This window comes from Streptomyces sp. NPDC042102, assembly GCF_055582305.1.
Genome location: NZ_JBVJDL010000006.1, coordinates 122,540 through 144,719, shown reverse-complemented (window position 1 = coordinate 144,719; position 22,180 = coordinate 122,540). Strand labels below are relative to the sequence as shown.

Genomic DNA, 22,180 nt, shown 5'->3' with positions numbered 1-22,180 from the left:
GTGCTACATCTCCTCCGTGACGTAACGGTGAAGCCAGGTGCGGAACTCCGGGCCCAGGTCCTCACGCTCGCACGCGAGGCGGACGATGGCCCGCAGGTAGTCGGCGCGGTCCCCGGTGTCGTAGCGACGGCCCCGGAAGACCACACCGTGCACCGGACCGCCCACGGTCTCGTCGGCGGCCAGCTTCTGCAGGGCGTCGGTGAGCTGGATCTCCCCACCGCGGCCCGGCTCGGTCTCCCGCAGTATGTCGAAGATCGCGGGGTTGAGGACATAGCGCCCGATGACCGCGTAGTTGCTGGGCGCGTCGGCCGCGTCCGGCTTCTCGACCAGACCGGTGATCCGGACGACGCCGTCCTCGTCGGTGGCCTCGACGGCGGCGCAGCCGTAGAGGTGGATGTTCTCCTGCGGGACCTCCATGAGCGCGATGACGGTGCCGCCGGTGCGCTGCTGGACGGCGACCATCTGCTGGAGCAGTGGGTCGCGCGGGTCGATCAGGTCGTCGCCGAGGAGAACCGCGAAGGGCTCGTGGCCGACGTGCGGGGCGGCGCAGAGCACGGCGTGGCCCAGGCCCCGCGGGTCGCCCTGGCGGACGTAGTGCATGGTGGCGAGGTCGCTGGATTCCTGGACCTTCTTCAGGCGCTCGTCGTCGCCCTTGGCGACGAGCGCCGATTCCAGCTCGTAGTTCCGGTCGAAGTGGTCCTCGAGCGGACGCTTGTTACGTCCAGTGATCATGAGTACGTCGTCCAGGCCGGCGGCGACGGCCTCCTCGACCACGTACTGGATGGCCGGCTTGTCCACGACGGGGAGCATTTCCTTGGGCGTGGCCTTCGTCGCGGGGAGGAAGCGAGTGCCGAGGCCCGCGGCCGGAATGACGGCCTTGGTGATCACGGGGTGCAACTGAGTCATGGGCAGAACGATAGTGGGTACCGGAAGGTGAATCCCTGGTTCCGGTGTTTTCATCCGTTTACGTGCATATAGGGAAGGATTTCTGAGGTCACCGTGGAAGAGAACCCGACCGCCAAGGCGCGGTTGCGCCGCGAACTGCTCGCCGCCCGCAGGGCGTTGTCCCCTCAGGAGACCGCCGACGCCGCCGTGGCGCTGGCCCGCCGGGCCCTGGAGCTGCCCGAGCTGGCGGGCGCGGGCACCGTCGCGGCGTACGTCTCGGTGGGCGCCGAGCCGGGCACGCGGGACCTGCTGGACGCCCTGCGCCGGCGGGGGACGCGCGTCCTGCTGCCCGTCCTGCTGCCCGACAACGATCTGGACTGGGCGCCGTACGACGGACCGGGCTCGCTCGCCGAGACGGCGCACCCGGGGAAGATGCGGCTGCTGGAGCCGGCGGGCCTGCGGCTGGGGCCGCGGGCGGTGACGGGCGCCGACGCGGTCCTGCTGCCGGGCCTGGCGGTGGACGGGCGCGGGATGCGGCTGGGCCGCGGCGGCGGCAGCTACGACCGGGTCCTGGAGCGGCTCCGGAAAGCCGGCGCCCACCCCGCGCTGGTGGTGCTCCTCTACGACCACGAGGTGGTCGCGCGGGTCCCGGAGGAACCGCACGACCACCCCGTGCAGGCTGTGGCGACCCCGTCGGGGGTGCGCCGGTTCGGCGGGCGGGCGCCTACGGCTTCAGCGTGAGCGTGTCCACCGTCGCCTTGTCGACCGCCTCCTTGCCGAAGGGCCACTCCAGGAGCTCGCCCTTGGCCCACATGTCGGTCTGGTCCGTGTAGTGGGAGTGGTACGCGTGCCCGCTGGCGCCGGTCAGGTTGATCCAGCGGGACTTGTCCAGGTCGTTGAGGTTCACGACCATCCGCATCGACGGCACCCAGGTGACCCCGTAGCCGCCGGCCGCGTTCCAGCCGGTGGCGTTGACCGTGGCCTCGCCGCCGCCCACGTTCCAGGGACCCCGGTTGAGCAGCCACTGCATGAAGCCGGGGCCCTCGGTGCCGATGGTCTGGTTCTTGAGCATCAGCTGGTGCAGGCGGCCCCAGCTCCAGTCGGCGGGGTCCTTGCCGAGCTTGGCGGTCAGCTCCCAGCGGGCGTCCTTCATGGCCCGCGCGAACAGCTCGTCACGGGTGGTGGTGGCCGGCTGGTTGCGGGCCGCGGGCGTGGCCCACCAGGCCGACTTCTCGTCCTTGACCAGGCGGCGGACCACCTCGAACCAGCGGTCGCCGCCGTCCGGCTGCGCGGAGTCGGAGTCGCGCTGGCCGCACTCGCGGACCACCTTGGACAGGTCGTCGTTCGGGCCGGAGCTCTCGTCGTGGACGTTCAGGCAGCTGCCCTCGACCCGCAGCTCCTTGGGCATCTTGTCGCCGAAGGACAGCTTGAGGATGTTGCGCCAGACCGCGTTGAAGTACGCGGCCGCCGCCGAGTCGGGCTCCTGCGTGTAGTTCCAGCCGTCGAGCAGCTTCTGCGCGGAACGCACGTTCGGGTCGCTGATCTGGATCTTCGACAGCATCGGGGTCAGCAGCGCGGCGATCTCGCTGCTGTTGTCCATCTGCATGGTCCGCATGTCGTCGGTCGAGATCTTGCCGCCGTCCTTGACCTTCGCCTCGATGAGGTCGTTGATCCGCTGGCTGCGGGCGCCGTAGCCCCAGTCGGTGGTCAGCAGGTACGGGTACTTGCCCGGGCCGGACTCCACGACCGCCTGGTTGGCGGTGACGATGTAGCCGCGGGTGGGGTTGAGCTCCCAGGGCATCTCGTTCTGCGGGATGTAGCCGGCGTTGCCGTCCGTGCCGCCCTTCCAGGCGAACTTGGAGTCCCAGCCCGGGGCGGGCATGCGGCCGTCGCCCTGGTTGCGGATCGGGATGCGGCCGGGGGCCTGGTAGCCGACGTTGCCGCCGTTCGGGCCCTTGCCGTCGGCGTAGATCAGGTTCTGCGAGGGCACGTCGAACTCGGCCGCGGCCGCCCGGAACTCGGGGAAGGTCTTCGCGCGGTTGAGCTTGAACACCGCGTCCATCGACTTGCCCGGGTCGAGCGCCGTCCAGCGCAGGGCGACGGCGTAGCCCTCACCGCGGTCGGGGGCGGAGCTGGCGACGGGGGCACGGGTGCCGACCGCGTCGAGCTGCTCGTTGCGGTCGGAGACCAGCGGACCGTTGTTCGTGGTCCGCACGGTGATCTTCTTCTCGCCCTCGCCGGCGACCTTGATGACCTCTTCACGGGTGGTGAAGGGGAGCACCCTGTTGTCGTAGACGTAGCCCTCGGGCCGGACCTGCTCCAGGTAGAGGTCGGTGACGTCGGCGCCGAGGTTGGTCATGCCCCAGGCGATGTCGCCGTTGTGGCCGATGACCACGCCGGGCATGCCGGAGAAGGTGTAGCCGGCCACGCCGAAGGTGCAGCCCTTGCCGACCGTCCGGCAGTGCAGGCCCATCTGGTACCAGAGGGACGGCAGCTGCGGGGACAGGTGCGGGTCGTTGGCCAGCAGGGGCTTGCCGGTGGTCGTGTACTTGCCGGAGATCACCCACGAGTTCGAACCGATGCCGCTGCCGTTCGGGCCGAGCAGCGCCGGGATCTTGTCGAGGGTGTTGGCCAGGGCCGTGAGCTTGGTCTTCAGGGGCTCGGTGGCGCCCTGGGCGGTGGGGGAGACGGCGGCGCCGCGGGCGCCGTTGGTGGCCGGGTTCGACCCGGTGCCGGTGCCGGTGCCGGTCCCGCCAGTGCCGGTCCCGCCGGCGCCGTTACCGCCGGTGCCGGAGCCCGTGCCGCCGGTGCCGGTTCCGGTTCCGCCCGTACCGGTGCCGCCGGTGCCCTGGGGGACGTACGCCCCGCCCTGGACCTTGCCGTTCTCGGTGACCGGCTTGTTCCGGTCGAAGGGGTACGGCGGGTAGAGCTCGTCGATCTGCTGCTGGCTGAGCTTGCCCTGCATCAGCGCCCGGTCGATCTCGTCCTGCATGTTGCCGCGCAGGTCCCAGGCCATCGCCTTGAGCCAGGCCACCGAGTCGACCGGGGACCAGGCCTCCGGCTGGTAGTCCTCGGTCAGCTTCAGGGCCGCGTGCTCCACGGACAGGTCCTTGCCGGACTTGCCCTTGAGGTAGGCGTTGACCCCGTCGGCGTAAGCCTGCAGGAACTTCTTCGTCTCGGGCGAGAGCTTGGTGTCGTACTCGGTCTGCGCCACGTGGCGCCAGCCGAGGGTGCGCAGGAAGGCGTCGGTCTCGACCTGGCCGGAACCGAACATCTCGGAGAGCCGGCCGGAGGTCATGTGACGTCGTACGTCCATCTCCCAGAACCGGTCCTGCGCGTGCACGAAGCCCTGCGCGCGGAAGAGGTCCTCGTCGGAGTCGGCGTAGAGCTGCGGAATGCCGTGGGCGTCGCGTTTGACGTCCACGGGCGCGGAAAGGCCCGGGATCTTCAGGGTGCCGGTCGTCTGCGGGAAGGAGGCGCGGACGCTGTCCACGCTCCAGTACGCCCCGTAGCCGAGGCCCGCGACGAGCGCCAGCACCAGGGTGAGCACGATCAGACGGGCGCGTCGTCCCTTCTTCTTGGCGGAAGGGGCGGATTCGTTGGCGGGCATCGCTGTCCTTAGAGCGGCAGGGTGGGTCCTGAGTGCTGGGAGCAACCATAGGCGCAGCGCCCTACCTGTTCGGACGCGGTGTCAGGCACAAGACCGAACAGGCGTTTCACAATGTGACTATCACGTCAAGGAATCGTCAAAGATTAGGTAAGGTAACGAAGTACTTGCCGCCGGAGGAACGATCCGGCCGGCACCCCGGGGAAAGGACCGCCCGCTGAGTGTCCACCAGCTCAATGAGCTCCTGCTGGTCTGCTCGCTCGTGCTGCTCGTCGCCGTCGCGGCGGTACGCATCTCTTCACGCAGCGGCCTCCCCAGCCTGCTCGTCTACCTCGGCATAGGCGTCGCGATAGGCCAGGACGGCATCGGCAACGTCGTCTTCGACAACGCGGAACTCACGCAGGTCATCGGGTACGCGGCGCTGGTCGTGATCCTCGCCGAGGGCGGTCTGGGGACGAAGTGGAAGGAGATCCGGCCGGCACTGCCCGCCGCGATCACGCTCTCGCTGGTCGGCGTCGCCATCAGCGTGGGCGTGACCGCGGCAGGAGCCCATTACCTGGTCGGACTCGAGTGGAGACAGGCCCTGCTCATCGGCGCGGTCGTCTCCTCCACGGACGCCGCCGCCGTCTTCTCGGTCCTGCGCAAGGTGCCGCTGCCGGCCCGGGTGACCGGTGTCCTGGAGGCCGAGTCCGGCTTCAACGACGCCCCGGTGGTCATCCTGGTCGTGTCCTTCTCCACACTCGGCCCGGTCGACGAGTGGTACGTCCTCATCGGCAAGATCGCCCTGGAGCTGGCGATCGGCGCGGCCATCGGCCTCGCGGTCGGCTTCCTGGGCTCGTACGGGCTGCGGCACGTGGCCCTGCCCGCCTCCGGCCTGTACCCGATCGCCGTCATGGCCATCGCCGTCTCGGCATACGCGGCGGGCGCGATCGCGCACGGCTCCGGCTTCCTCGCCGTCTATCTGGCGGCCATGGTGATGGGCAACGCGAAGCTGCCGCACTGGCCCGCGACCAGGGGTTTCGCGGACGGTCTGGGCTGGATGGCGCAGATCGGGATGTTCGTGCTGCTGGGCCTGCTGGTGACCCCGCACGAGCTGGTCAACGACTTCTGGCCGGCCGTGGTCATCGGCCTGGTGCTGACGATGGTGGCGCGGCCGCTGGAGGTCTTCATCAGCCTGCTGCCCTTCCGGCTGCCCTGGCAGGAGCAGGCCCTGATGTCGTGGGCGGGCCTGCGCGGCGCGGTGCCCATCATCCTGGCCACGATCCCGATGGTGTCGGGCATCGAGGGCAGTGAACGGGTCTTCAACATCGTCTTCGTCCTGGTCGTCGTCTACACCCTGGTGCAGGGGCCGACCCTGCCGTGGCTGGCGCGGAAGCTGGAGCTCGGCGGCCCGGCGGACGCGCCCGCGGACCTCGGGATCGAGTCGGCGCCGCTGGAGAAGCTGCGCGGGCACCTGCTGTCGTTCGCGATACCCGACGGCTCGCGGATGCACGGCGTGGAGGTCAGCGAGCTGCGGCTGCCGGGCGGGGCCTCGGTGACGCTGGTGGTCCGGGACGGCAAGAGCTTCGTACCGGCGCCCTCGACCGTGCTGCGGCGGGGGGACGAGCTGCTGGTGGTGGCGACGGATCCGGTGCGGGACGCGGCGGAGGCGCGGCTGCGGGCGGTGGCGCGCGGCGGCAAGCTGGCCGGGTGGCTGGGGACGGACGGGACGGCGCGGTAGCCGGGGGCCCGGGAGGCGATCGAACCCGCCGGAACCGGCGGTAAGGGGTTAGAGCGGCGCTCTAATACGGCCATTTTCGGTGCTTTTTTGGCCTGTTTGCCACGATTTCCCGGGCCGCGAGAGACGAAGCTCCCGTTAATCCTAGGTGAAGACACGCCTTGTCAGCACAATCACAGGGCGTACGCACCCCTTTCCCTGTAGCATGAAGGCACACCACAAACGAACCAACTCTGCCTGACGCAGAGCTGGCGCGACCGCTCGGCGGCCGTGGCTCCCCCGCACTGGGCGTCACCTGGTATCACTCGGTCCTGCGCAAGAGGACAGCTCTCGGAGCTCCCATTACGTACGGGTGCGCCCGCCCACGAGGCACCGCGCGCCGACCGCAGACGGGGACGCTCTACCAGGTGGCGGAAAGGCAAGGCCGTGACATCCGCGGTCACGACCGAGAACGGCGCGAAGGAAGCGCCCGAGCAGTCCCAGAAGTCGCAGAAGTCGCACACGTCCGAGAACTCCTCTCGCCCCGGTTACGGGCAGCTGCTCCGTACCCCCGGCGCCCTCGGCTTCCTCCTGCCCGGATTCGCCGCCCGCCTTCCGTTCGGCATGCTGACCATCAGCATCCTGCTGCTCGTGCAGCACACCACCGGTTCCTACGGCAGCGCCGGCATCGTCGCCGCCGTCACCGGTGTCTCGATGGCCCTCTCCGCCCCCGTGATGGGCCGTCTCACCGACCGGCACGGCCAGAGCGCCGTCCTGGTCCCCGTCGCCCTCGCGCACGGCGCCGCCGTGGCCGCGCTGACCACGTTCGCCCTGATGGGCGCGCCGGTCTGGGCACTCGCGCTGGCCGCCGTACCCGCCGGTGCCTCGGTGCCGCAGGTCGGTCCGATGGTCCGGGCCCGCTGGGCCGCCAAGCTGGAAGGCTCGCCGCTGCTGCCGACGGCCGCCGCCTTCGAGTCCGTCACCGACGAGTTCACCTTCGTCGTCGGCCCGGTCCTGGCGACCGCGCTGTGCACCGGCGTCCACCCGGCCGCCGGTCTGATCACCGAGGCCGCGCTGACGGTCCTCGGCGGCCTGGTCTTCGCGGCCCAGCGCGCCACCCAGCCCCAGCCGCACGTCGCGGCCGTCGCCGGTGAGAAGCACGCCTCGGCGCTGTCCTTCCCGGGGCTGCGCGTCCTGATCGCCGCCTTCCTCGGCATCGGCGCCGTCTTCGGCGGCATGCAGGTCTCGCTGGCCGCGTTCTCGAACGAGATCGGCAACCCGGGCGCCAACGGTCTGCTGTACGGCGTCTTCGCCGCCGGCAACATGATCGCGGGCATCGCCTGCGGCGCCATCGTCTGGAAGATCGGCCCGCGCCGCCGGCTGCTCCTGGGCTACACCGGCCTGACCGTGGCCGCCTCGCTGCTGTGGACCGCCGACTCGATGGTCCTGCTGGCCGCGCTCGGCCTGGTCGTGGGTCTGTGCATCGCCCCGGCCCTGATCACCGGCTACACGATGATCGAGGCGCTGGTCCCGGCCGCCTCCCGTACCGAGGCCTTCACCTGGCTGACCGGTGCGGTCGCCTTCGGCCAGGCCACCGCCGTGGTCGTGGCCGGCCGGCTGACCGACGCCCACGGCTCCACCGCGGGCTTCCTGGTGCCGCTGGCGGCCACCGTGCTCGCGCTGGTGACCGTGGTGGCGCTGCGGGCGAAGCTGGCGCCGAAGGCCGCGAGCCGGGTCGTCACGTCGGCCGCCGCGGCCTCCCCCGCCACGGCCCCCGCCGCGTCCGCCGGTACGTCCGCGCAGGCCCCGATGGCGGCACGCGGCGAGCGTGGCATCGGTCACCGAGTGCCGGTGACGGTGGACTGATCCGCCGGAATACGTCACCATGGAGCGTCGTTAGCACTCATTGAGTCAGAGTGCCAGGAGGAAGATTCGTGCCGACCTACCAGTACCAGTGCACCGCGTGCGGTGAGGGCCTCGAGGCCGTGCAGAAGTTCACGGATGACGCTCTGACCGAGTGCCCGAGCTGCCAGGGACGCCTGAAGAAGGTGTTCTCGGCGGTCGGCATCGTCTTCAAGGGCTCCGGCTTCTACCGGAACGACAGCCGCGGCTCGTCGTCCAGCAGCACGCCGGCCTCGTCCTCGAAGCCCGCGGCCTCCAGCTCGGCGCCGGCCTCCGCGGCCGCCCCGGCGGCGTCGTCCTCGACGTCCTCGTCGGGCAGCAGCACCCCCGCTGCCTGAGCGCACTCCCACGCCGTATCGGAAGGCCCCGCTCCCCCTCGCCGGGGGGCGGGGCCTTCCCGCATGCCTTGGTTAGGGTGTCACCCATGGTGAACGCAGAGATCGGCGTAATCGGCGGTTCGGGCTTCTACTCCTTCCTGGAGGACGTCTCCGAGATCCAGGTGGAGACGCCCTACGGGCCTCCCAGTGACTCCCTGTACGTCGGCGAGCTCGCCGGCCGCCAGGTCGCCTTCCTCCCCCGCCACGGCCGCGGCCACCACCTGCCCCCGCACCGGATCAACTACCGGGCCAACCTGTGGGCGCTGCGCTCCCTCGGCGTGCGCCAGGTGCTCGGTCCCTGCGCGGTGGGCGGGCTGCGCGCGGAGTTCGGCCCCGGCACGCTGCTCGTCCCCGACCAGCTGGTCGACCGTACGAAGGCCCGTACCGCGACCTTCTTCGACGGCTACCCGCTGCCGGACGGCACCGTTCCGAACGTCGTCCACACCACCTTCGCCGACCCGTACTGCCCGGTGGGCCGCACCGTCGCGGTCGCGGCGGCCCGCGCCCGCTCCTGGGAGCCGGTCGACGGCGGCACGATGGTCGTCATCGAGGGCCCGCGCTTCTCCACCCGCGCCGAGTCGCAGTGGCACGCGGCGATGGGCTGGTCCGTGGTCGGCATGACGGGCCACCCGGAGGCGATCCTCGCCCGCGAGCTGGGCCTGTGCTACACGTCGATGGCCCTGGTCACCGACCTCGACGCGGGTGCCGAGACCGGTGAGGGCGTCTCCCACACCGAGGTCCTCAAGGTCTTCGGCGAGAACGTCGGCCGACTGCGCGAGGTGCTCTTCGAGGCGGTGGCGGGGCTCCCGGCGACGGAGGCCCGCGACTGCCTGTGCACCCACGCGCACGACGGCTGGGACCTCGGCATCGAGCTGCCGTGAGGGGCTGCGCCGCGGCACCGTGACTCACGCCGCGGCACCGTAACTCACACGGGTACATCAGGGCCGCGGGAGGGATCACCTGCGCCGAAGGGGTCATATGCTCACGGCACCCACCCCCTCCCGCCCCAAGGAAGTGCCGCTTCCCCATGGCCCTGCAGCGACCTCAGACGCCCGCACGCGCGGGGGGCCGGCCCGGCCTCGCGCGCGGCGACGCCTCCTTCCAGGACGACGGCCTCTCGCCCCTCGCGCGGACCCTCGACGCGCACATCCGGTCGCTGCCGGGCGGCGCGCACGTCAGCGCCAGAGGCCTGGCGCGGCGCTTCCCGGACGGCCGGCACAACATCGCGGCCGCGCTCGACGAGCTGGAGTCGTACGGCCACCTGGAGCGCTCCCAGGTCCGGCTCCCCAGCGGGCAGCTGGTCACCCGGGCCCTGTCGTACGTCGTCACCCGCCACCGGGGCGACGGCCCCGACCCGGGCCCGCCGGACGGCTCCCCGCTCGACGCGGCCTGAGCGTCAGCCCTGGTACTCCGTGAGGTCGATCGCGTGGACCCGCAGCGGATACCGGTGGACGGGGTCGGCCATTTCCCGGTCCAGGGTCATCCCCAGCTTGTGCAGGACGTTCTCGGCGGCCGAGTCGCCCTCGCGGCAGATGCTGATCACCCGGTCCAGGCCACGGTCCTGGAGGGCGAACTCCAGGCTGGCGTGGGCGGCCTCGGAGGCGTAGCCCTGACCCCAGAAGGAACGGCCCAGGCGGAAGGCGAGCGCGGCCTCCGGCAGGAACTCGGGGACGGTCAGACCGGTGAAGCCGACCAGTTCGCCGGTGCCCAGCAATTCGACCGCGAACAGGCCGAAGCCCTCCTCGTCCCACTCCTCCTCGTACCGCTCGATGTCCTCGGCGGTCTGGTCCAGGTCGCGCGGCGAGCCGTCGCCGGTCCAGCGCATGACGGCGGGGTCGGCGTTGATCTCCGACAGGGAGGTGAGGTCGTCCTCCTGCCAGCGGCGGAGCAGGAGACGGGGGGTGAAGATCTCGGTCATGACACCCATCCTGCCCGCTCCCGGGGGCGACGGGAGGTTGTCCACAGGCTGGGGATTGTCCACAGGGCCGAGCGGGAGCGCGGGGGACGGCGGATCGTGGGGAGCGTCCCGAACAGGTCGGGAGGTTCTCACGAGGGGGGTGGGGGAAGTGTTCGACGCTTCTTCTCAGCACGTGCCGTCAGTGCCGTCGGTGTCATCGGCGTCGTCGGTGTCATCGGCGTCGTCGACCACGTGTCCGCCCGCGCGGGTGGTGCCGGTGTTCCCTCCGCTGCGGGTGGGGCGCGGCGGCGGGCGGCTGCGCAGGGCGCTGCGGCGCAGGCGGCGGGTGGCGGCCGCCGGGATGGTGATGGCGGCGGCCGCGCTGGCCGTGGGCGGCGCCGAGGCGCAGGCGTCGCGGGGCGATCCGCCGCGCCGGGCCGTCCGGGCCGCACCGCCCGAGCGGCTGGTGTCCGCACCGGTGCGGATCGCGGACGCGGCGACGGTCCGGCTGCTGCGGCCCGGTGACCGGGTCGACGTGGTCGCGGCCGAGCGGGACGGACCGCCGCGCGTGGTGGCCGCGGCGGCCCGGGTGGCCGAAGTGCCCGGCGCGGACGGGGGAGATGAGGACGGTGGCGCGCTGGTGGTGCTGTCGGTGCCGCGCGATACGGCGCGGGCACTCGTGGGCACGGGGGCCCTGACCCGGCTGGCGGTGGCGTTGTGCTGATGCGCACGAACGACCCGTCAAGTCGGCTGATCGCGTGCCTCGATTGGACAGCACGCACCCGGACTGCCGTAGCTTTCGGAACCGTTGACTCCACGTCCGTGATCCGAAGAGAGAGGCTGACCGTTGACGGAGAAGAAGGAGAGCGTGCTGGCGGGGTTCAAGGCGTTCCTGATGCGGGGGAACGTGGTGGACCTGGCGGTGGCCGTCGTCATCGGCGCCGCGTTCACGAACATCGTGAACTCCCTGGTGAAGGGAATCATCAGCCCGCTCGTCGGCGCCATCGGTACCAAGGACCTGAACAAGTACCAGTCCTGCCTGAAGGCCCCCTGCCGGACGAACGAGGCGGGCGACGTCGTCACCGGCGTCCCGATCCTGTGGGGTTCGGTGCTCAGCGCCACCCTCACCTTCGTGATCACGGCGGCCGTCGTCTACTTCCTGATGGTGCTGCCGATGGCGAAGTACCTGGCCCGGCAGGAGGCGCGCCGCAAGGCCAGGGAAGGCGTGCAGGAGACCATGGTGATCACCGAGCTGGAGGTGCTCAAGGAGATCCGCGACCTGCTGGCGGCCCAGCGGGGCGGCGAGCACAGCGGCGGCCGCACCGACGCCCCGGTCTAGCCCGGCGGGCCAGGGCCTGTCCGGCTCTACAGGTGGTGGGGCGGCTTCTCGTCGAGGAAGCGCGCGAGGTCGGCGGCGCTGTCGCCGGTCGTCGTCGGCCGCTCGCCCCATCCCCGGTCCGTGTCGTCCGCGGACTGCTGGTCCAGCGGGTCGCCGAAGTCCAGCTTGGGCATCGGCTGGGCGCCGGGCTTCGGCGACTGCGGACCGGGGGCGGGGGCGGTACTCATACCTCCAGGGTACGGCGGGCCCCACCGTGCCCGACCCCGCGCGGTCGCTGCTGCGCCGGTGGGGGTACCCGCCCGTGGTGGCCGCGCGCCTGCCCCGCCGCTCGCGGCGGGCGGTGATCTGCTGGGCGGTATGGCATACGTACCGATGACCGCGCGCAGCCGGGACGAGGCCCACCGGGCCGCGACCCCGCTCGAGCTGTTCTTCGACCTCTGTTTCGTGGTGGCCGTCGCACAGGCCGGCCGGCAGCTGGTGCACGCGCTCGCCGAGGATCATGTGGCCGCGGGCGTCACGGGCTACTTGTTCGTGTTCTTCGGCGTGTGGTGGGCGTGGATGAATTTCACCTGGTTCGCCTCCGCGTACGACATCGACGACGTGCCCTACCGGCTGGCGACCCTGGTGACGATCGCGGGCGTGCTCATCTACTCGGCCGGAATCCCGCGCGCGTTCAACGACAACGACTGGACGGTCGCGGTCCTCGGTTACGTGGTGATGCGGCTCGCGCTGACCGCGCAGTGGCTGCGGGCGGCCGCCGGGGAGCAGGGCGCCGCCCGGCGCTGCGCCCTGACGTACGCCGCCGGGCTGGTGATCTGCCAGATCGGCTGGGTGGGGCTGCTCGCCGCTCCCGAGAGCAGCCGCCGGTGGCTCTTCCTGGTCCTGGTGGTGGCCGAGCTGATGGTCCCGGTGATCGCCGAGCACGGCTACCAGACGCAGTGGCACCCGCACCACATCGCCGAGCGGTACGGGCTGTTCACGATCATCGTGCTCGGCGAGACCATCGCGGCCAGCACCGTCGCCGTGCAGTCGGCGCTGGACGAGCACGAGGCGCTGGACCTGCTGCTGCCGATCGCGGCGGGCGGGCTGCTGCTGGTCTTCGCGGCCTGGTGGATCTACTTCGCCGTCCCCGCGCACGACCGGCTGCGCGGCAACCGCGAGGCCATCCCCTGGGGTTACGGGCACTTCGTGATCTTCGCCTCGGCGGCGGCCATCGGGGCGGGCATCGAGGTCGCGGTCGAGCAGGCGGTCGGCAAGGCCCACATCTCGACGCTGGCGGCGAGCCTGTCCGTGACGGTGCCCGCCGCGCTGTTCCTGGCGTTCGTCTGGCTGCTGCACTCCCGCCACTTCAAGCGGGGCATGGCCCAGCAGCTGGTGCTGCCGGTGGCGTCGCTGGTGATCCTGGCCTGCGCCTGGACCGGGTCGCTCGCGGTGCTGTGGGCGGGGCTGGTGGCCGCCGCGACGGTGGCGGTGGGCGTGACCTTGACGCACCGCACGCGTTCTGTTCGTCAGGCGACCACGCACGAGGGAGTACGGCCATGACGTTCCCGGCACAGCGGTACGGCGGCCCCGCGGGCGCGAACCTGGCCGACCCGGCTTTCTGGCAGCTCCCCCCGGAGGACCGGCTGGCGGCCTTCGCGCGGCTGCGGGCGCTGGAGGGACCGCAGTACTTCCGTGAGCGCCCCGCGGGCCGGCGCCGGCCCGAGCGCGGGCACTGGGCCCTGGTGCGGTACGCCGACGTCCAGGAGGCCAGCCGCAACCCGAAGGTCTTCGCCAGCGCGCCCGGGGTGACCACGCCGGAGCCGGCCCGCTGGGTGCGGGCGCTGTTCGGGGACTCGATGGTCAACCTCGACGGCTCCGACCACGCCCAGCTGCGCAAGATCGTGCAGCGGGCCTTCACCCCCCGCCTGCTCGCCGCCGCCGAGGCCGACATCCACGCGGTGGCCGCACGGATCGTCGACGACGTGCTCGCGCGGCGGCCCGACGAGTTCGTCACCGCGGTCGCCTCCCGGCTGCCCCTGGAGGTCATCTGCAACATGATGGGCATCCCGGAGCACTACCGGCCCGAGATCGCCGACCGCGTCAACCACGCCTCCGAGAACATCGGCGTCGAGCGGGGCCTGGGCGCCCGGCTGCGGATCCCCGGGCGCGGCCTGCGCGCCCTGGCCAGGATGCAGCGGATGGTCGCGGGCATCGGGCGCGAGCGGCGCCGCAACCCCGCCGACGACCTGATCTCGGCGCTGGTCACCGCCGACGTGGGCGGCCAGGCGCTGGGGGCCCGCCAGCTCGGCGCGTTCTTCGCGCTGCTGATGGTGGCGGGCGTGGAGACCACCCGGAACGCGATCACGCACGGGCTGGCCCTGCTGACCGACCACCCGGACCAGCGCGAGCTGCTGCTCTCGGACTTCGAGGCGTACGCGGACGGCGCGGTCGACGAGATGATCCGGCACTCGACGCCGATCATCCAGTTCCGCCGGACGGTGCGGGCCGAACACACCCTGGGCGGGCGGACCTTCGTCCCGGGCGACAAGGTGGTCCTCTACTACGCCTCCGCCAACCGCGACGAGGCCGTCTTCCCCGACCCCGACGCCTTCGACATCACCCGCTCCCCCAACCCGCACCTGGGCTTCGGCGGCGGCGGCCCGCACTTCTGCCTGGGCGCGCACCTGGCCCGGGTGGAGATGAAGGCGCTCTTTCGCGAGCTGCTCTCCCGCCCGCGCGAACTGCGCGCGGTGGGCCTGCCGGACCTGGCGGGCTCGAACTTCGACAACCGGGTCCGCTCGCTGAAGTTCGCGTTCGAGTGACCTTCATGTGAGAGCGGCCGGGGCGGACCGGCCACCGGGCAGGCTGGGAGCCCGGCGGCCGGAGCGGTCCCCCGGCGCGATCTGCGCGGCGCACGGCGCGGGGCGCGCACGGCACACGGCGCAGGAACGGCTACTTCTGCAGGCGCTGGACCTGGAGCACCGCGTGGGCGCAGCCGTTGAGGACCTCTTCGTCGCCCACGAACGCCTGCAGGGCCTCCGCGCTCACCGGCTGCCCGGGCACGGCCTCCGGCCAGGCGCGCGTGGCGAACAGGAAGTACACCTGCTCACTGTCGAAGGCCGCGGTGACCCACTCCGGCGGGGCGGTGCACCGGGCGTTGAGGCCGGGCAGGGTGAGCGCGATCTGATCCCCCTCGACCAGGACCTTCACCGGGAAGGCGTGGGGGTTGCGGGTGCCGTCGAGGACCACGTCACCGATCGGCAGCCCGAGCTCCCCCAGCAGACTGCAGGCGGCCTCCTCGCCGGCCTCACGGCCCTGCGAGCCGTCACCGAGGGTATAGGCGAGGAGATACGGGATGTCGTGCCCGTCCTCGGGGTCGCCGATCCAGGCGAGCACCGAAAGGGTGCCGAGCCGGGACAGGTCGAGATCGACGTGAGTTGAAGTCATGCGCCGCACCCTAGCCGCCTTTCCCCCGGCCCTTTCCCGGCCTTTCACCCGGGCGGGCTAGACCGCCCAGAATCCCTCTCCGGAATTCGCCTGCATGTTCGCGTCCTGATACTGGAGGCGTACGATCGACACGTTTTCCGGAATTTCGAACACCACCCAGCCCTCGGCCCGGTCACCCACCGAGAGGGAATCGAAGACGAGTGGTTTGCCGGTCGTCAGCTCGCCGGTGGCGATCGAGGGATAGCGCTTGCCCTCGCTGTCCAGCGCCCACATCTTCCCGAGGGAGCCGTACGTCGCACCGCCCACGTTGACGAACGACATTCCGGCACCCACCCAGCGCTTGCCGGCCGGCGGGGCGTAGTCCTTGTCCAGGCTGACCGCCGGGTCGACGTACGCGCTCAGCAGGACCTGCAGATGCCGCCCCACCTGGGCGCCGTGCACCCGTACGACCTCGCCCACATGGGCGTCCTTCGCCGCGCCGCCGGCCCGCACCGGTTCGTCGTCCGCGCCGGGCGCCCCGTCGTCGACGGGTACGGCCGGCACGGCGGCGGGGGCGAGGGCCGCGCCCTCGGAGGCGTCGGAGCAGGCGGCGGCGCCGAGCAGCAGCAGCGGCACCAGGGCCAGACGGAACCCGAGGCGGAGGCGGGCGGGGAGCACGGGACCCCCGGCGCGGCGGGAGCCGGCGGGAGCGGGACGGACCGGCAGAGCGGCGGGAGCGGCGGGAGCGGAAGCGGGGCGGGCGGCGGACTGGCGCATGACGGATCCCTTCAGGGGGACAGATTCCGGCCAGTCTCACGCGGCCGAGCGGGCAATTGCACCCAACGACACGAGCGCGCGCATCGAGATACCGCCGGATGACCAGCACAATTCGTTCCGGCGGATTTCCACCGCCACAGCACCCCCGGAGGATTCATGCGCATTTCCCCCCGCCGGCTGATGGTGACAGCGCTGTCCGCGCTGGCCGCGGCCACGGTATTCAGCTCTCCCGCGGGCGCCGGCGCCTTTGGCAATGAGATTTCCGTACTGCCGTACGGCCATATCTCGGACGAAGGCACCGTCACCCTCTACGGCACCTACCGCTGCGACCCGGCGTCACCCCATGGGGTACAGATCCAGGCCACCCTCGCCCAGGACGGCACCCGCCTCGGTTTCGGCGGCGAGGAGGCCGTCTGCGACGGCAACCAGCGCAAGTGGTCGGCGACCGGCTCGCTGAAGTGGGCCCGGGCCATCCAGCCCGGCCCGGCCGGCGCCGAGGTGCGCCTGCAGCGCGCGACGCTGGGCAGCTCCCCCTTCAACGTCCGCGTGTCCTACCTCGCGGAGCAGCACCGCAACATCGTGCTGAAGCCCGTCCACCACTGACCGGGCCGCCACCGACCGGGCCGCGCACCGCGCACCCGTCGTCCCCCGCGTGACGGTAGCCGCCGCTACCGGCACTCCGGCGCCACACCGACCACCGACATGAACGCCACCGTCTGGCACCCGGGGTCGGTGTGCGGGCGCCCGGTCGTCCAGTCCACGACCGTCGGCACGCCGGCGGCCAGCAGCAGAAGAGCGAGGAGCCCGGTCACGGCTCCCTTGCTCAGCCCCCGCACGGCTGATTCCGTTTCATACGCCGCATCATGAGCCCGATGTGCGCGAACGGCTACTCGAACCCCGGGCCCGCGCCCTCCGCGGGCGCGTTGAACTCGCACCACACCGCCTTGCCGTCGCCGCGCGACTCCACGCCCCAGTGCGAGGCCAGCGCGTCCACCAGCAGCAGCCCGCGGCCCGTGGTCGCCGCCTCGCCCGGCGAGCGCCGGCGCGGCCACACGCTGGAGCGGTCCTTGACCCACAGCCTGATCCGGCGGACCGGTTCGGGCAGCACCTCCATCGTCAGCACCGCCCCACCGTCGGTGTGCAGCAGGGCGTTGACCAGGAGTTCGCCGGCCGCCAGCTCGACGTCGTCGGCGAGCTCCGGCACGCCCCAGTCGCGCAGGGCCTGACGCAGCGCGAACCGCGCCTCGGAGAGCCCCTCGGGGTCGGCCTGATGGATGTACTGGTGGATGCGCGGCGCGCGGTGGGTGCCCGGGTCCGGGGCGCGCCGCAGCACCAGCAGGGCCACGTCGTCACCGGAGCCCCAGCGCTCCCAGAGCCGGTCCAGCAGGTGGTCGGCGAGCGCGCCCGCCTCCTGGGGGCCGCTGCGCACCGCGTGGGCCAGCGCCTCCATGCCCGCCGTGATCGAGGCCGCCGGTTCCTCCACGAGTCCGTCCGTGCACAGCACGAGCGTCTCGCCCGGCACCAGGTCCAGCCGGGTCTCGGGGAAGTCCTCCTGCTCGAAGACCGAGGCCAGCCCCAGCGGCAGGCCGCCGCGCAGGTTCGGCCAGCCGGTTCGGCCGTCCGTGTGCCGGATCAGCGGCCCCAGGTGCCCCGCGCGCACCGCCCGTACCCCGCCCGTCTCCAGGTCGACCTGGGCGTACGTGCAGGTGGCGAACCGTTCGGTGTCCAGCTCCGCCAGGAAGCGCGAGGCCCGCGCCAGCACCGTCGAGGGCGGGTGCCCCTCGCCCGCGTACGCGCGCAGCGCGATCCGCAACTGGCCCATGATCGCCGCCGCGTGGGTGTCGTGGCCCTGGACGTCGCCGACCACGATGCCCACCCGGTCCCGGGGCAGGGCGATCACGTCGTACCAGTCCCCGCCGACCTCCCGGCCGCTCCACGCCGAGTGGTAGCGGACCGCGATCTCACCGCCGGTGATGTCCGGGATCCGGCGGGGCAGCATCGCGGCCTGCAGGCCGGTCGCGAACTCCCGTTCCTGGTCGAACAGCAGCGCCCGCTGGAGCGACTGCGCCACGATGCCCGCCAGGCCCAGGCACAGGTTGCGCTCCTCCGGGCTGAACTCGGTGCGCCGCCGGTAGAAGAGCACCAGCCCGCCGATCGCCTGCGCCTGCGCGATCAGCGGCAGGTAGGCGGCCGCGTCGAAGCGGATCCGCCGCAGGTACGGGCCCAGCAGCGGGAATTCGTCGGCGAGCGCCCGCAGCGAGGTGGTGAAGCGGGCCTTGCGGGTGATGACCGCGTGGGAGAGCGGCAGCGAGCCGTCCATCCGCGTGAACTTGCGCTCGCTGAGGATCTCCAGCGACTCCCCGCTCAGCGCAATGATCTTCATGGTGCCGTTCTCGACCAGGCCCAGCGCCAGCCCGTCCGCGCCCAGCCGCTCCAGCGCGCCCGCCCCCGTCAGGGCGGCGGTCACGTCGTCGACCGTCACCGCCCGCGAGAGCGCCTCCGTGGTCCGCTGCACGATCGTGGTCTGCTTGGCGCGGGCCGCCTCCAGCTTGCGCAGCAGGGTCGAGTGGGCCAGCTCGGCGGTCGCGTCCCGCACGATGCCCACGATCCGCCGCCGCCGGGCCTGCTGGTCGCGCAGGATCCGGCCCTGGGCGTGGGTCCACTGTTCCTTGCCGTCGCGCCGGCGCACCGTGAAGTACGAGCCGAAGGTGTCCTCGCCCGCGTCCAGCGCCGCCAGCACCGTCTCGCTCAGCCGTACGGTGTCCTCCGCCGGCACGCGCAGGCCCAGCCCCTCGGGGGTGCCGTCGAACTCCTGCGGCTCCAGGTCGAAGACCACCATGCCGGCCGGGTCGATGTCGAGGGTCCCGGCGTCCAGGTCCCACTCGAAGGAGCCCATGCCGTTCAGCGCGAGACGCTCCCCGGGGCCGGTCGCCCGGGGCGCGCCGCGCGCTCCGGGATCCTCTTCCACGCGCCTCACCACCTAACGGCCGGGCCAGCACGGCCGGGAGACCAGCCGCTCCCACTCCTCGTCAGGATGCCCGGGGAGGGTGCGTCCGGCCTCCCGCCAGCGCTTGAGGAGGGACAGGTAGATCGGGGCCGGCTCGGCGTACGGGGCGGGCGGGGCCGGTGGTGCGTACGGCGGCCGGGCGGCGTACGGGGCCTGCGGGGCCGGGTACGGCGGGGGCGGGGGCGGGGCCGGCGGATCCGCCGGGGGCGCTTGGTTCCCGTAGGGACCGGGCCCCCCGTACGGGGCCGGCCGGCCGTACTGGTCCGGCTGCCCGTACTGGTCCTGCCGCCCGTACTGGTCCTGCTGCTCGTACTCACCGGGCCGGCCGTACGGTCCCGGCCGGCCGTGCGGTGGTGCCGGAGCCGCCGGCGGCGCCTCCGCGCGGCTGGCGGGAATGCGCACCCAGCCCCGGCCCTGTGCTCGCTCCGAGCTCATCGCGGACCCCTCTCACCGCAGATACGTCGTCGGCCGCCCGGCGACCGGGCCACCGTCCCGCGGGACGGCACCGGCGCCGGTGGAACCCGCGAGCGGGCCCCGCGCGCCGAGGCGCCTTCGGACTCCTCTCACCAGTCTCCCCGCAGCGAAGCCCGCACCGTGTACGAATCGCATGGAAGGGCCGAATGAGGGAGCCGTCAGCAGCCCGGCGAAGAACAGTCCCGGCCAGGACGACTCGAAGCAGGGGCTCAGCTCCGGCGTACGGCTGCCCCCGACCGTCCGCAGCGCGGCCCGCAGCCCGGCGTCGAGCAGGCCCAGGCGCTCCAGGTCGGGGGTGAAGCCGGTGGCCGCGATGACATGGGCGACGTCGAGGACCACGCACTCCCCGGCGGGGCTGGTCAGCCCCAGCCTGGTCCGGTCGCCGGCGGGCACCGCCCGGTGCAGCCGGTGCCCGAGCAGGGCCGGCACCCGGTGTTCGAACCGCTCCCGCAGCCACCAGGCGCCGGCCGGGCCGAGCGCGGTGGCCGCGATCCGCTCCCTGGTCGCCGCCGGCAGGCGGCGCACCGCCCAGGGCAGCTCCGCCCACGCCCAGCTGCGCCAGCCGGTCCCCAGACCGCCGTGCGGCGCGCGCAGGGCCCGCAGCAGGGGGCGGTCCAGGGGCTGCGGAACGGTGTTCCAGTTGAGCCTGGCGCGCCGCGCGACCAGGCAGGGCCGGGCGCCGGACTCGGCGAGCAGGGCGGCGGTCTCCAGAGCCGCCTGCCCGGCGCCGAGCACGGCGACGTCCTGGCCGGCGAACCGGCCCAGGTCCCGGTGGCCGCTGCTGTGCGAGAAGTGGCCCGGCGGCAGGCCGCGCAGGGCCTCGGGGTGGTTGACGAAGGGCATCACGCCCACGGCGAGCGCGACGGTGCGCGCCAGCAGGGGCGGGCCCTGATCGGTGGTGATCCGGAACCCCTCCCCCTGCGGCGAGACGTGAGTGACCGTCACCTCCTCCACCGCGGGGCAGGCCCGGTGGGCGAACCAGAGGCCGTAGTCGCTGAACGCTCCGATCGGCAGCGGCCGGCCGTGCTCGGCGGCCGTCCCCACGGTGCGGCAGTACTCGTGGAGGCCGTGGCGGCCGTCGGGCGCGGACAGGTTCGAGGACCACGGCTCGGACTTGAGGAACATCCCCTCGGGCATGTGGTCCCGCCAGGAGGCCATCGGGCGCCCCAGTACGCGGACGTCCAGCCCGGCCGCCGCCGCGTGCGCGGCGATCGACAGACCGTACGGGCCGGCGCCGACCACGACGAGATCGTCCATGCGCCTCACGGGGTCCTCCTTCAGGTCTCGGGGCACGTCCCGCTCAGGGGACGGACCAGGTCATCGGGCCACCAGCTCGTCCGGCTCGGCAGCCGGAGGTACGGGCTGCCGGTCGGCGCGGCCGCGCTGCCGGGGCGCGCGCACCACCGCGCGCGCCGTGCGGCGCCCGCGCGAGGGAAACCCGCGCACGACGCTCCACACCGCACGCGCCCCCTTGCGCGCCCCGCGCCCGAGGAAGGCGGCGATCATCGCGATGAATGGCCACAGATCATCCGCCGCAAACCACGCCGCCTCGATGCGCCCCCGCTCCGCGCGTCGCGCGCCCCGGACCGCCCCCGATCCCCGTCCCGCGCCGCCCCGCGCCCGCGGTGCCCCGGCACCGGGAGCGCCCCGGGCCGGCCGGCGCGCCGGCAGCCCGCCGCGCAGCGCGGACAGCAGCGCGTAGTTCTCCGCCACGAAGACCCGGCCGGGGCCGCCGGAGGGGGCGGGCACGTGCTGGTCCGTCAGGTCCAGGTACAGGGCCTGGACGACGTCCAGCCCGTCGGCGTCGGTGAACAGCCGGAACTGGGCGCCCGGCCGGGGGTTGAAGTCCACCAGGCGGAAGCAGCCGTCCTCGTCGCGGCGGAAGTCGAGGTCGAGGATCCCCTCGTAGCCCAGCCGCGCGGCCAGCCGCAGTCCGGCCTCCTCCACCGCCGGGTCGGGCAGCCACCGGCCGACCGCCGTCAGTCCCGTACGGACCGGCCAGGACAGGTCCTTGCGGCCGGACCCGGCCAGCAGCGGGCGCCCGCCGCCGGTGAAGCAGCCGTGGAAGAACCAGTCGGTGTCGGGCCCGGCCGGCAGGAACCGCTGGAGCAGCAGCGCGCTGCCCGCCTCCGCCGACCGCTCGTAGAGCCGGCGCGCCTCGGCGGCCGAGTGCACCAGCGTGGTGCTGCGCAGCCCGCGGCCGGGCGGCAGCAGCCACGGCCGGCTCCACTTGGCCACCGCCGGCAGTCCCAGCCGCCACACCGTCTCGGCCGCCTCCGCCGCGCCGGCGGGCACCACCGTCTCCGGGTGCGGAATGTCCCAACGCGCGCACAGCCGGGCCAGTTCCGCCTTGTCGGCCACCCGCTCCGGCAACCGGTCCGGCTGCCGGGGGATCCGGAACCTGCCGTCCAGTGCGGGGCCGAGCCGAGCCACCGTGATCGCGCTCAGGTCGTCCATCGCGATCAGCACCGCCGGCCGCCCGATCCGCTCCGAGACCCCGGTCAGGCATTCCAGCAGCACCTCGGGCCGTTCGGGGTCCAGCCCGCCAGCGGGACCGGCGTGCACGGCGCGCAGGTACCGCGATCGCCCCATGGGACCTCCCCCGGCCTCGACGACGGCATGGACCTCCACGCCCTTGCGCCCAAGGGATCTGACGGCGCCGAGGGTTCCGTGGTGGAACGGATTCCGGTCGAGTCTGAGCAGAACGGCGGGCGTGGGACTGGCATACGCGTGCATGGGAACGCTGTCTTTCACCTAGTCGGACCAAGCGGAGTGTGTGTGCAGCTGCGAATGGCCTACGCAGCGGCGGCC

General features: G+C 72.7%; 22 protein-coding genes. 11 read left to right on the top strand and 11 right to left on the bottom strand.

Annotation, left to right across the window (positions count from 1 at the left end; genetic code table 11):
• Positions 1–3 precede the first annotated feature (3 nt).
• The gene (gene galU / locus ACZ6KO_RS24890; RefSeq protein ID WP_469306205.1) at positions 4–906 is read right to left on the bottom strand and encodes a UTP--glucose-1-phosphate uridylyltransferase GalU; all 903 of its coding nucleotides are present in this window, start codon (positions 904–906) and stop codon (positions 4–6) included.
• Positions 907–999: 93 nt separating this feature from the next.
• On the opposite strand from galU, the gene ACZ6KO_RS24885 reads away from it, so the two are divergent.
• Positions 1,000–1,626 (top strand): 5-formyltetrahydrofolate cyclo-ligase, encoded by a 627-nt coding sequence (locus ACZ6KO_RS24885; protein ID WP_469306204.1) that lies wholly within the window; start codon positions 1,000–1,002, stop codon positions 1,624–1,626.
• Here ACZ6KO_RS24885 and ACZ6KO_RS24880 read toward each other — a convergent pair.
• Positions 1,610–4,495 carry a penicillin acylase family protein gene (locus ACZ6KO_RS24880; protein ID WP_469306203.1) on the bottom strand — a complete coding sequence of 962 codons (2,886 nt, stop codon included), beginning with the start codon at positions 4,493–4,495 and terminating at the stop codon, positions 1,610–1,612. The two genes, ACZ6KO_RS24885 and ACZ6KO_RS24880, sit on opposite strands and share 17 nt — an antisense overlap.
• 214 nt (positions 4,496–4,709) lie before the next feature.
• Between ACZ6KO_RS24880 and ACZ6KO_RS24875 the strand changes: the two genes are divergently transcribed.
• From ACZ6KO_RS24875 to ACZ6KO_RS24855, 5 genes are all read left to right on the top strand, one after another.
• Positions 4,710–6,212 (top strand): potassium/proton antiporter, encoded by a 1,503-nt coding sequence (locus ACZ6KO_RS24875; RefSeq protein ID WP_469306353.1) that lies wholly within the window; start codon positions 4,710–4,712, stop codon positions 6,210–6,212.
• 534 nt (positions 6,213–6,746) lie between these two features.
• Positions 6,747–8,054 carry an MFS transporter gene (locus tag ACZ6KO_RS24870; protein WP_469306352.1) on the top strand — a complete coding sequence of 436 codons (1,308 nt, stop codon included), beginning with the start codon at positions 6,747–6,749 and terminating at the stop codon, positions 8,052–8,054.
• 68 nt (positions 8,055–8,122) lie between these two features.
• Positions 8,123–8,428 carry an FmdB family zinc ribbon protein gene (locus ACZ6KO_RS24865; protein WP_469306202.1) on the top strand — a complete coding sequence of 102 codons (306 nt, stop codon included), beginning with the start codon at positions 8,123–8,125 and terminating at the stop codon, positions 8,426–8,428.
• 86 nt (positions 8,429–8,514) lie between these two features.
• A complete protein-coding gene (locus tag ACZ6KO_RS24860) occupies positions 8,515–9,348 on the top strand; it encodes an S-methyl-5'-thioadenosine phosphorylase (RefSeq protein ID WP_469306201.1) in 834 nt (277 codons plus the stop codon).
• Between the two features lie 146 nt (positions 9,349–9,494).
• Complete coding sequence (locus ACZ6KO_RS24855) at positions 9,495–9,860, top strand: hypothetical protein (protein WP_401453096.1); 366 nt, start codon at positions 9,495–9,497, stop codon at positions 9,858–9,860.
• A 3-nt stretch (positions 9,861–9,863) separates the two neighbouring features.
• Here ACZ6KO_RS24855 and ACZ6KO_RS24850 read toward each other — a convergent pair whose 3' ends face one another.
• A complete protein-coding gene (locus ACZ6KO_RS24850) occupies positions 9,864–10,385 on the bottom strand; it encodes a GNAT family N-acetyltransferase (RefSeq protein WP_469306200.1) in 522 nt (173 codons plus the stop codon).
• A gap of 256 nt (positions 10,386–10,641) precedes the next feature.
• Between ACZ6KO_RS24850 and ACZ6KO_RS24845 the strand changes: the two genes are divergently transcribed.
• Positions 10,642–11,088: a hypothetical protein gene (locus ACZ6KO_RS24845; protein WP_469306199.1), complete on the top strand. Its 447-nt coding sequence runs from the start codon at positions 10,642–10,644 to the stop codon at positions 11,086–11,088.
• Positions 11,089–11,211: 123 nt separating this feature from the next.
• Positions 11,212–11,703: a large conductance mechanosensitive channel protein MscL gene (gene mscL, locus ACZ6KO_RS24840; RefSeq protein WP_469306198.1), complete on the top strand. Its 492-nt coding sequence runs from the start codon at positions 11,212–11,214 to the stop codon at positions 11,701–11,703.
• A gap of 26 nt (positions 11,704–11,729) precedes the next feature.
• On the opposite strand, the gene ACZ6KO_RS24835 is transcribed toward mscL, so the two are convergent.
• Complete coding sequence (locus tag ACZ6KO_RS24835) at positions 11,730–11,930, bottom strand: hypothetical protein (RefSeq protein WP_469306197.1); 201 nt, start codon at positions 11,928–11,930, stop codon at positions 11,730–11,732.
• Positions 11,931–12,060: 130 nt separating this feature from the next.
• On the opposite strand from ACZ6KO_RS24835, the gene ACZ6KO_RS24830 reads away from it, so the two are divergent.
• Together ACZ6KO_RS24830 and ACZ6KO_RS24825 are read left to right on the top strand one after the other, a co-directional pair.
• Positions 12,061–13,245 (top strand): low temperature requirement protein A, encoded by a 1,185-nt coding sequence (locus tag ACZ6KO_RS24830; RefSeq protein WP_469306196.1) that lies wholly within the window; start codon positions 12,061–12,063, stop codon positions 13,243–13,245.
• Complete coding sequence (locus tag ACZ6KO_RS24825; protein WP_469306195.1) at positions 13,242–14,507, top strand: cytochrome P450; 1,266 nt, start codon at positions 13,242–13,244, stop codon at positions 14,505–14,507. Before ACZ6KO_RS24830 ends, ACZ6KO_RS24825 begins: the two co-directional genes overlap by 4 nt.
• Before the next feature lie 130 nt (positions 14,508–14,637).
• Here the strand turns inward: ACZ6KO_RS24825 and ACZ6KO_RS24820 are convergent, their stop codons facing one another.
• Together ACZ6KO_RS24820 and ACZ6KO_RS24815 are read right to left on the bottom strand one after the other, a co-directional pair.
• A complete protein-coding gene (locus tag ACZ6KO_RS24820; protein WP_469306194.1) occupies positions 14,638–15,132 on the bottom strand; it encodes a DUF5949 family protein in 495 nt (164 codons plus the stop codon).
• 57 nt (positions 15,133–15,189) lie between these two features.
• The gene (locus ACZ6KO_RS24815; RefSeq protein WP_469306193.1) at positions 15,190–15,888 is read right to left on the bottom strand and encodes a DUF4352 domain-containing protein; all 699 of its coding nucleotides are present in this window, start codon (positions 15,886–15,888) and stop codon (positions 15,190–15,192) included.
• Positions 15,889–16,044: 156 nt separating this feature from the next.
• Between ACZ6KO_RS24815 and ACZ6KO_RS24810 the strand changes: the two genes are divergently transcribed.
• Positions 16,045–16,491, top strand: coding sequence for a DUF6299 family protein (locus tag ACZ6KO_RS24810; protein WP_469306192.1), 447 nt, complete (start codon positions 16,045–16,047; stop codon positions 16,489–16,491).
• Between the two features lie 65 nt (positions 16,492–16,556).
• Here ACZ6KO_RS24810 and ACZ6KO_RS24805 read toward each other — a convergent pair whose 3' ends face one another.
• The 5 genes from ACZ6KO_RS24805 to ACZ6KO_RS24785 form a co-directional block, all read right to left on the bottom strand.
• Positions 16,557–16,700, bottom strand: coding sequence for a hypothetical protein (locus ACZ6KO_RS24805; RefSeq protein WP_401453115.1), 144 nt, complete (start codon positions 16,698–16,700; stop codon positions 16,557–16,559).
• Positions 16,701–16,774: 74 nt separating this feature from the next.
• A complete protein-coding gene (locus ACZ6KO_RS24800) occupies positions 16,775–18,856 on the bottom strand; it encodes a SpoIIE family protein phosphatase (RefSeq protein ID WP_469306191.1) in 2,082 nt (693 codons plus the stop codon).
• 12 nt (positions 18,857–18,868) lie between these two features.
• Positions 18,869–19,330: a hypothetical protein gene (locus ACZ6KO_RS24795; RefSeq protein WP_469306190.1), complete on the bottom strand. Its 462-nt coding sequence runs from the start codon at positions 19,328–19,330 to the stop codon at positions 18,869–18,871.
• 12 nt (positions 19,331–19,342) lie between these two features.
• Positions 19,343–20,626 (bottom strand): NAD(P)-binding domain-containing protein, encoded by a 1,284-nt coding sequence (locus ACZ6KO_RS24790; protein ID WP_469306351.1) that lies wholly within the window; start codon positions 20,624–20,626, stop codon positions 19,343–19,345.
• A gap of 60 nt (positions 20,627–20,686) precedes the next feature.
• Positions 20,687–22,105 (bottom strand): carboxylate--amine ligase, encoded by a 1,419-nt coding sequence (locus ACZ6KO_RS24785; RefSeq protein WP_469306189.1) that lies wholly within the window; start codon positions 22,103–22,105, stop codon positions 20,687–20,689.
• Positions 22,106–22,180 lie beyond the last annotated feature (75 nt).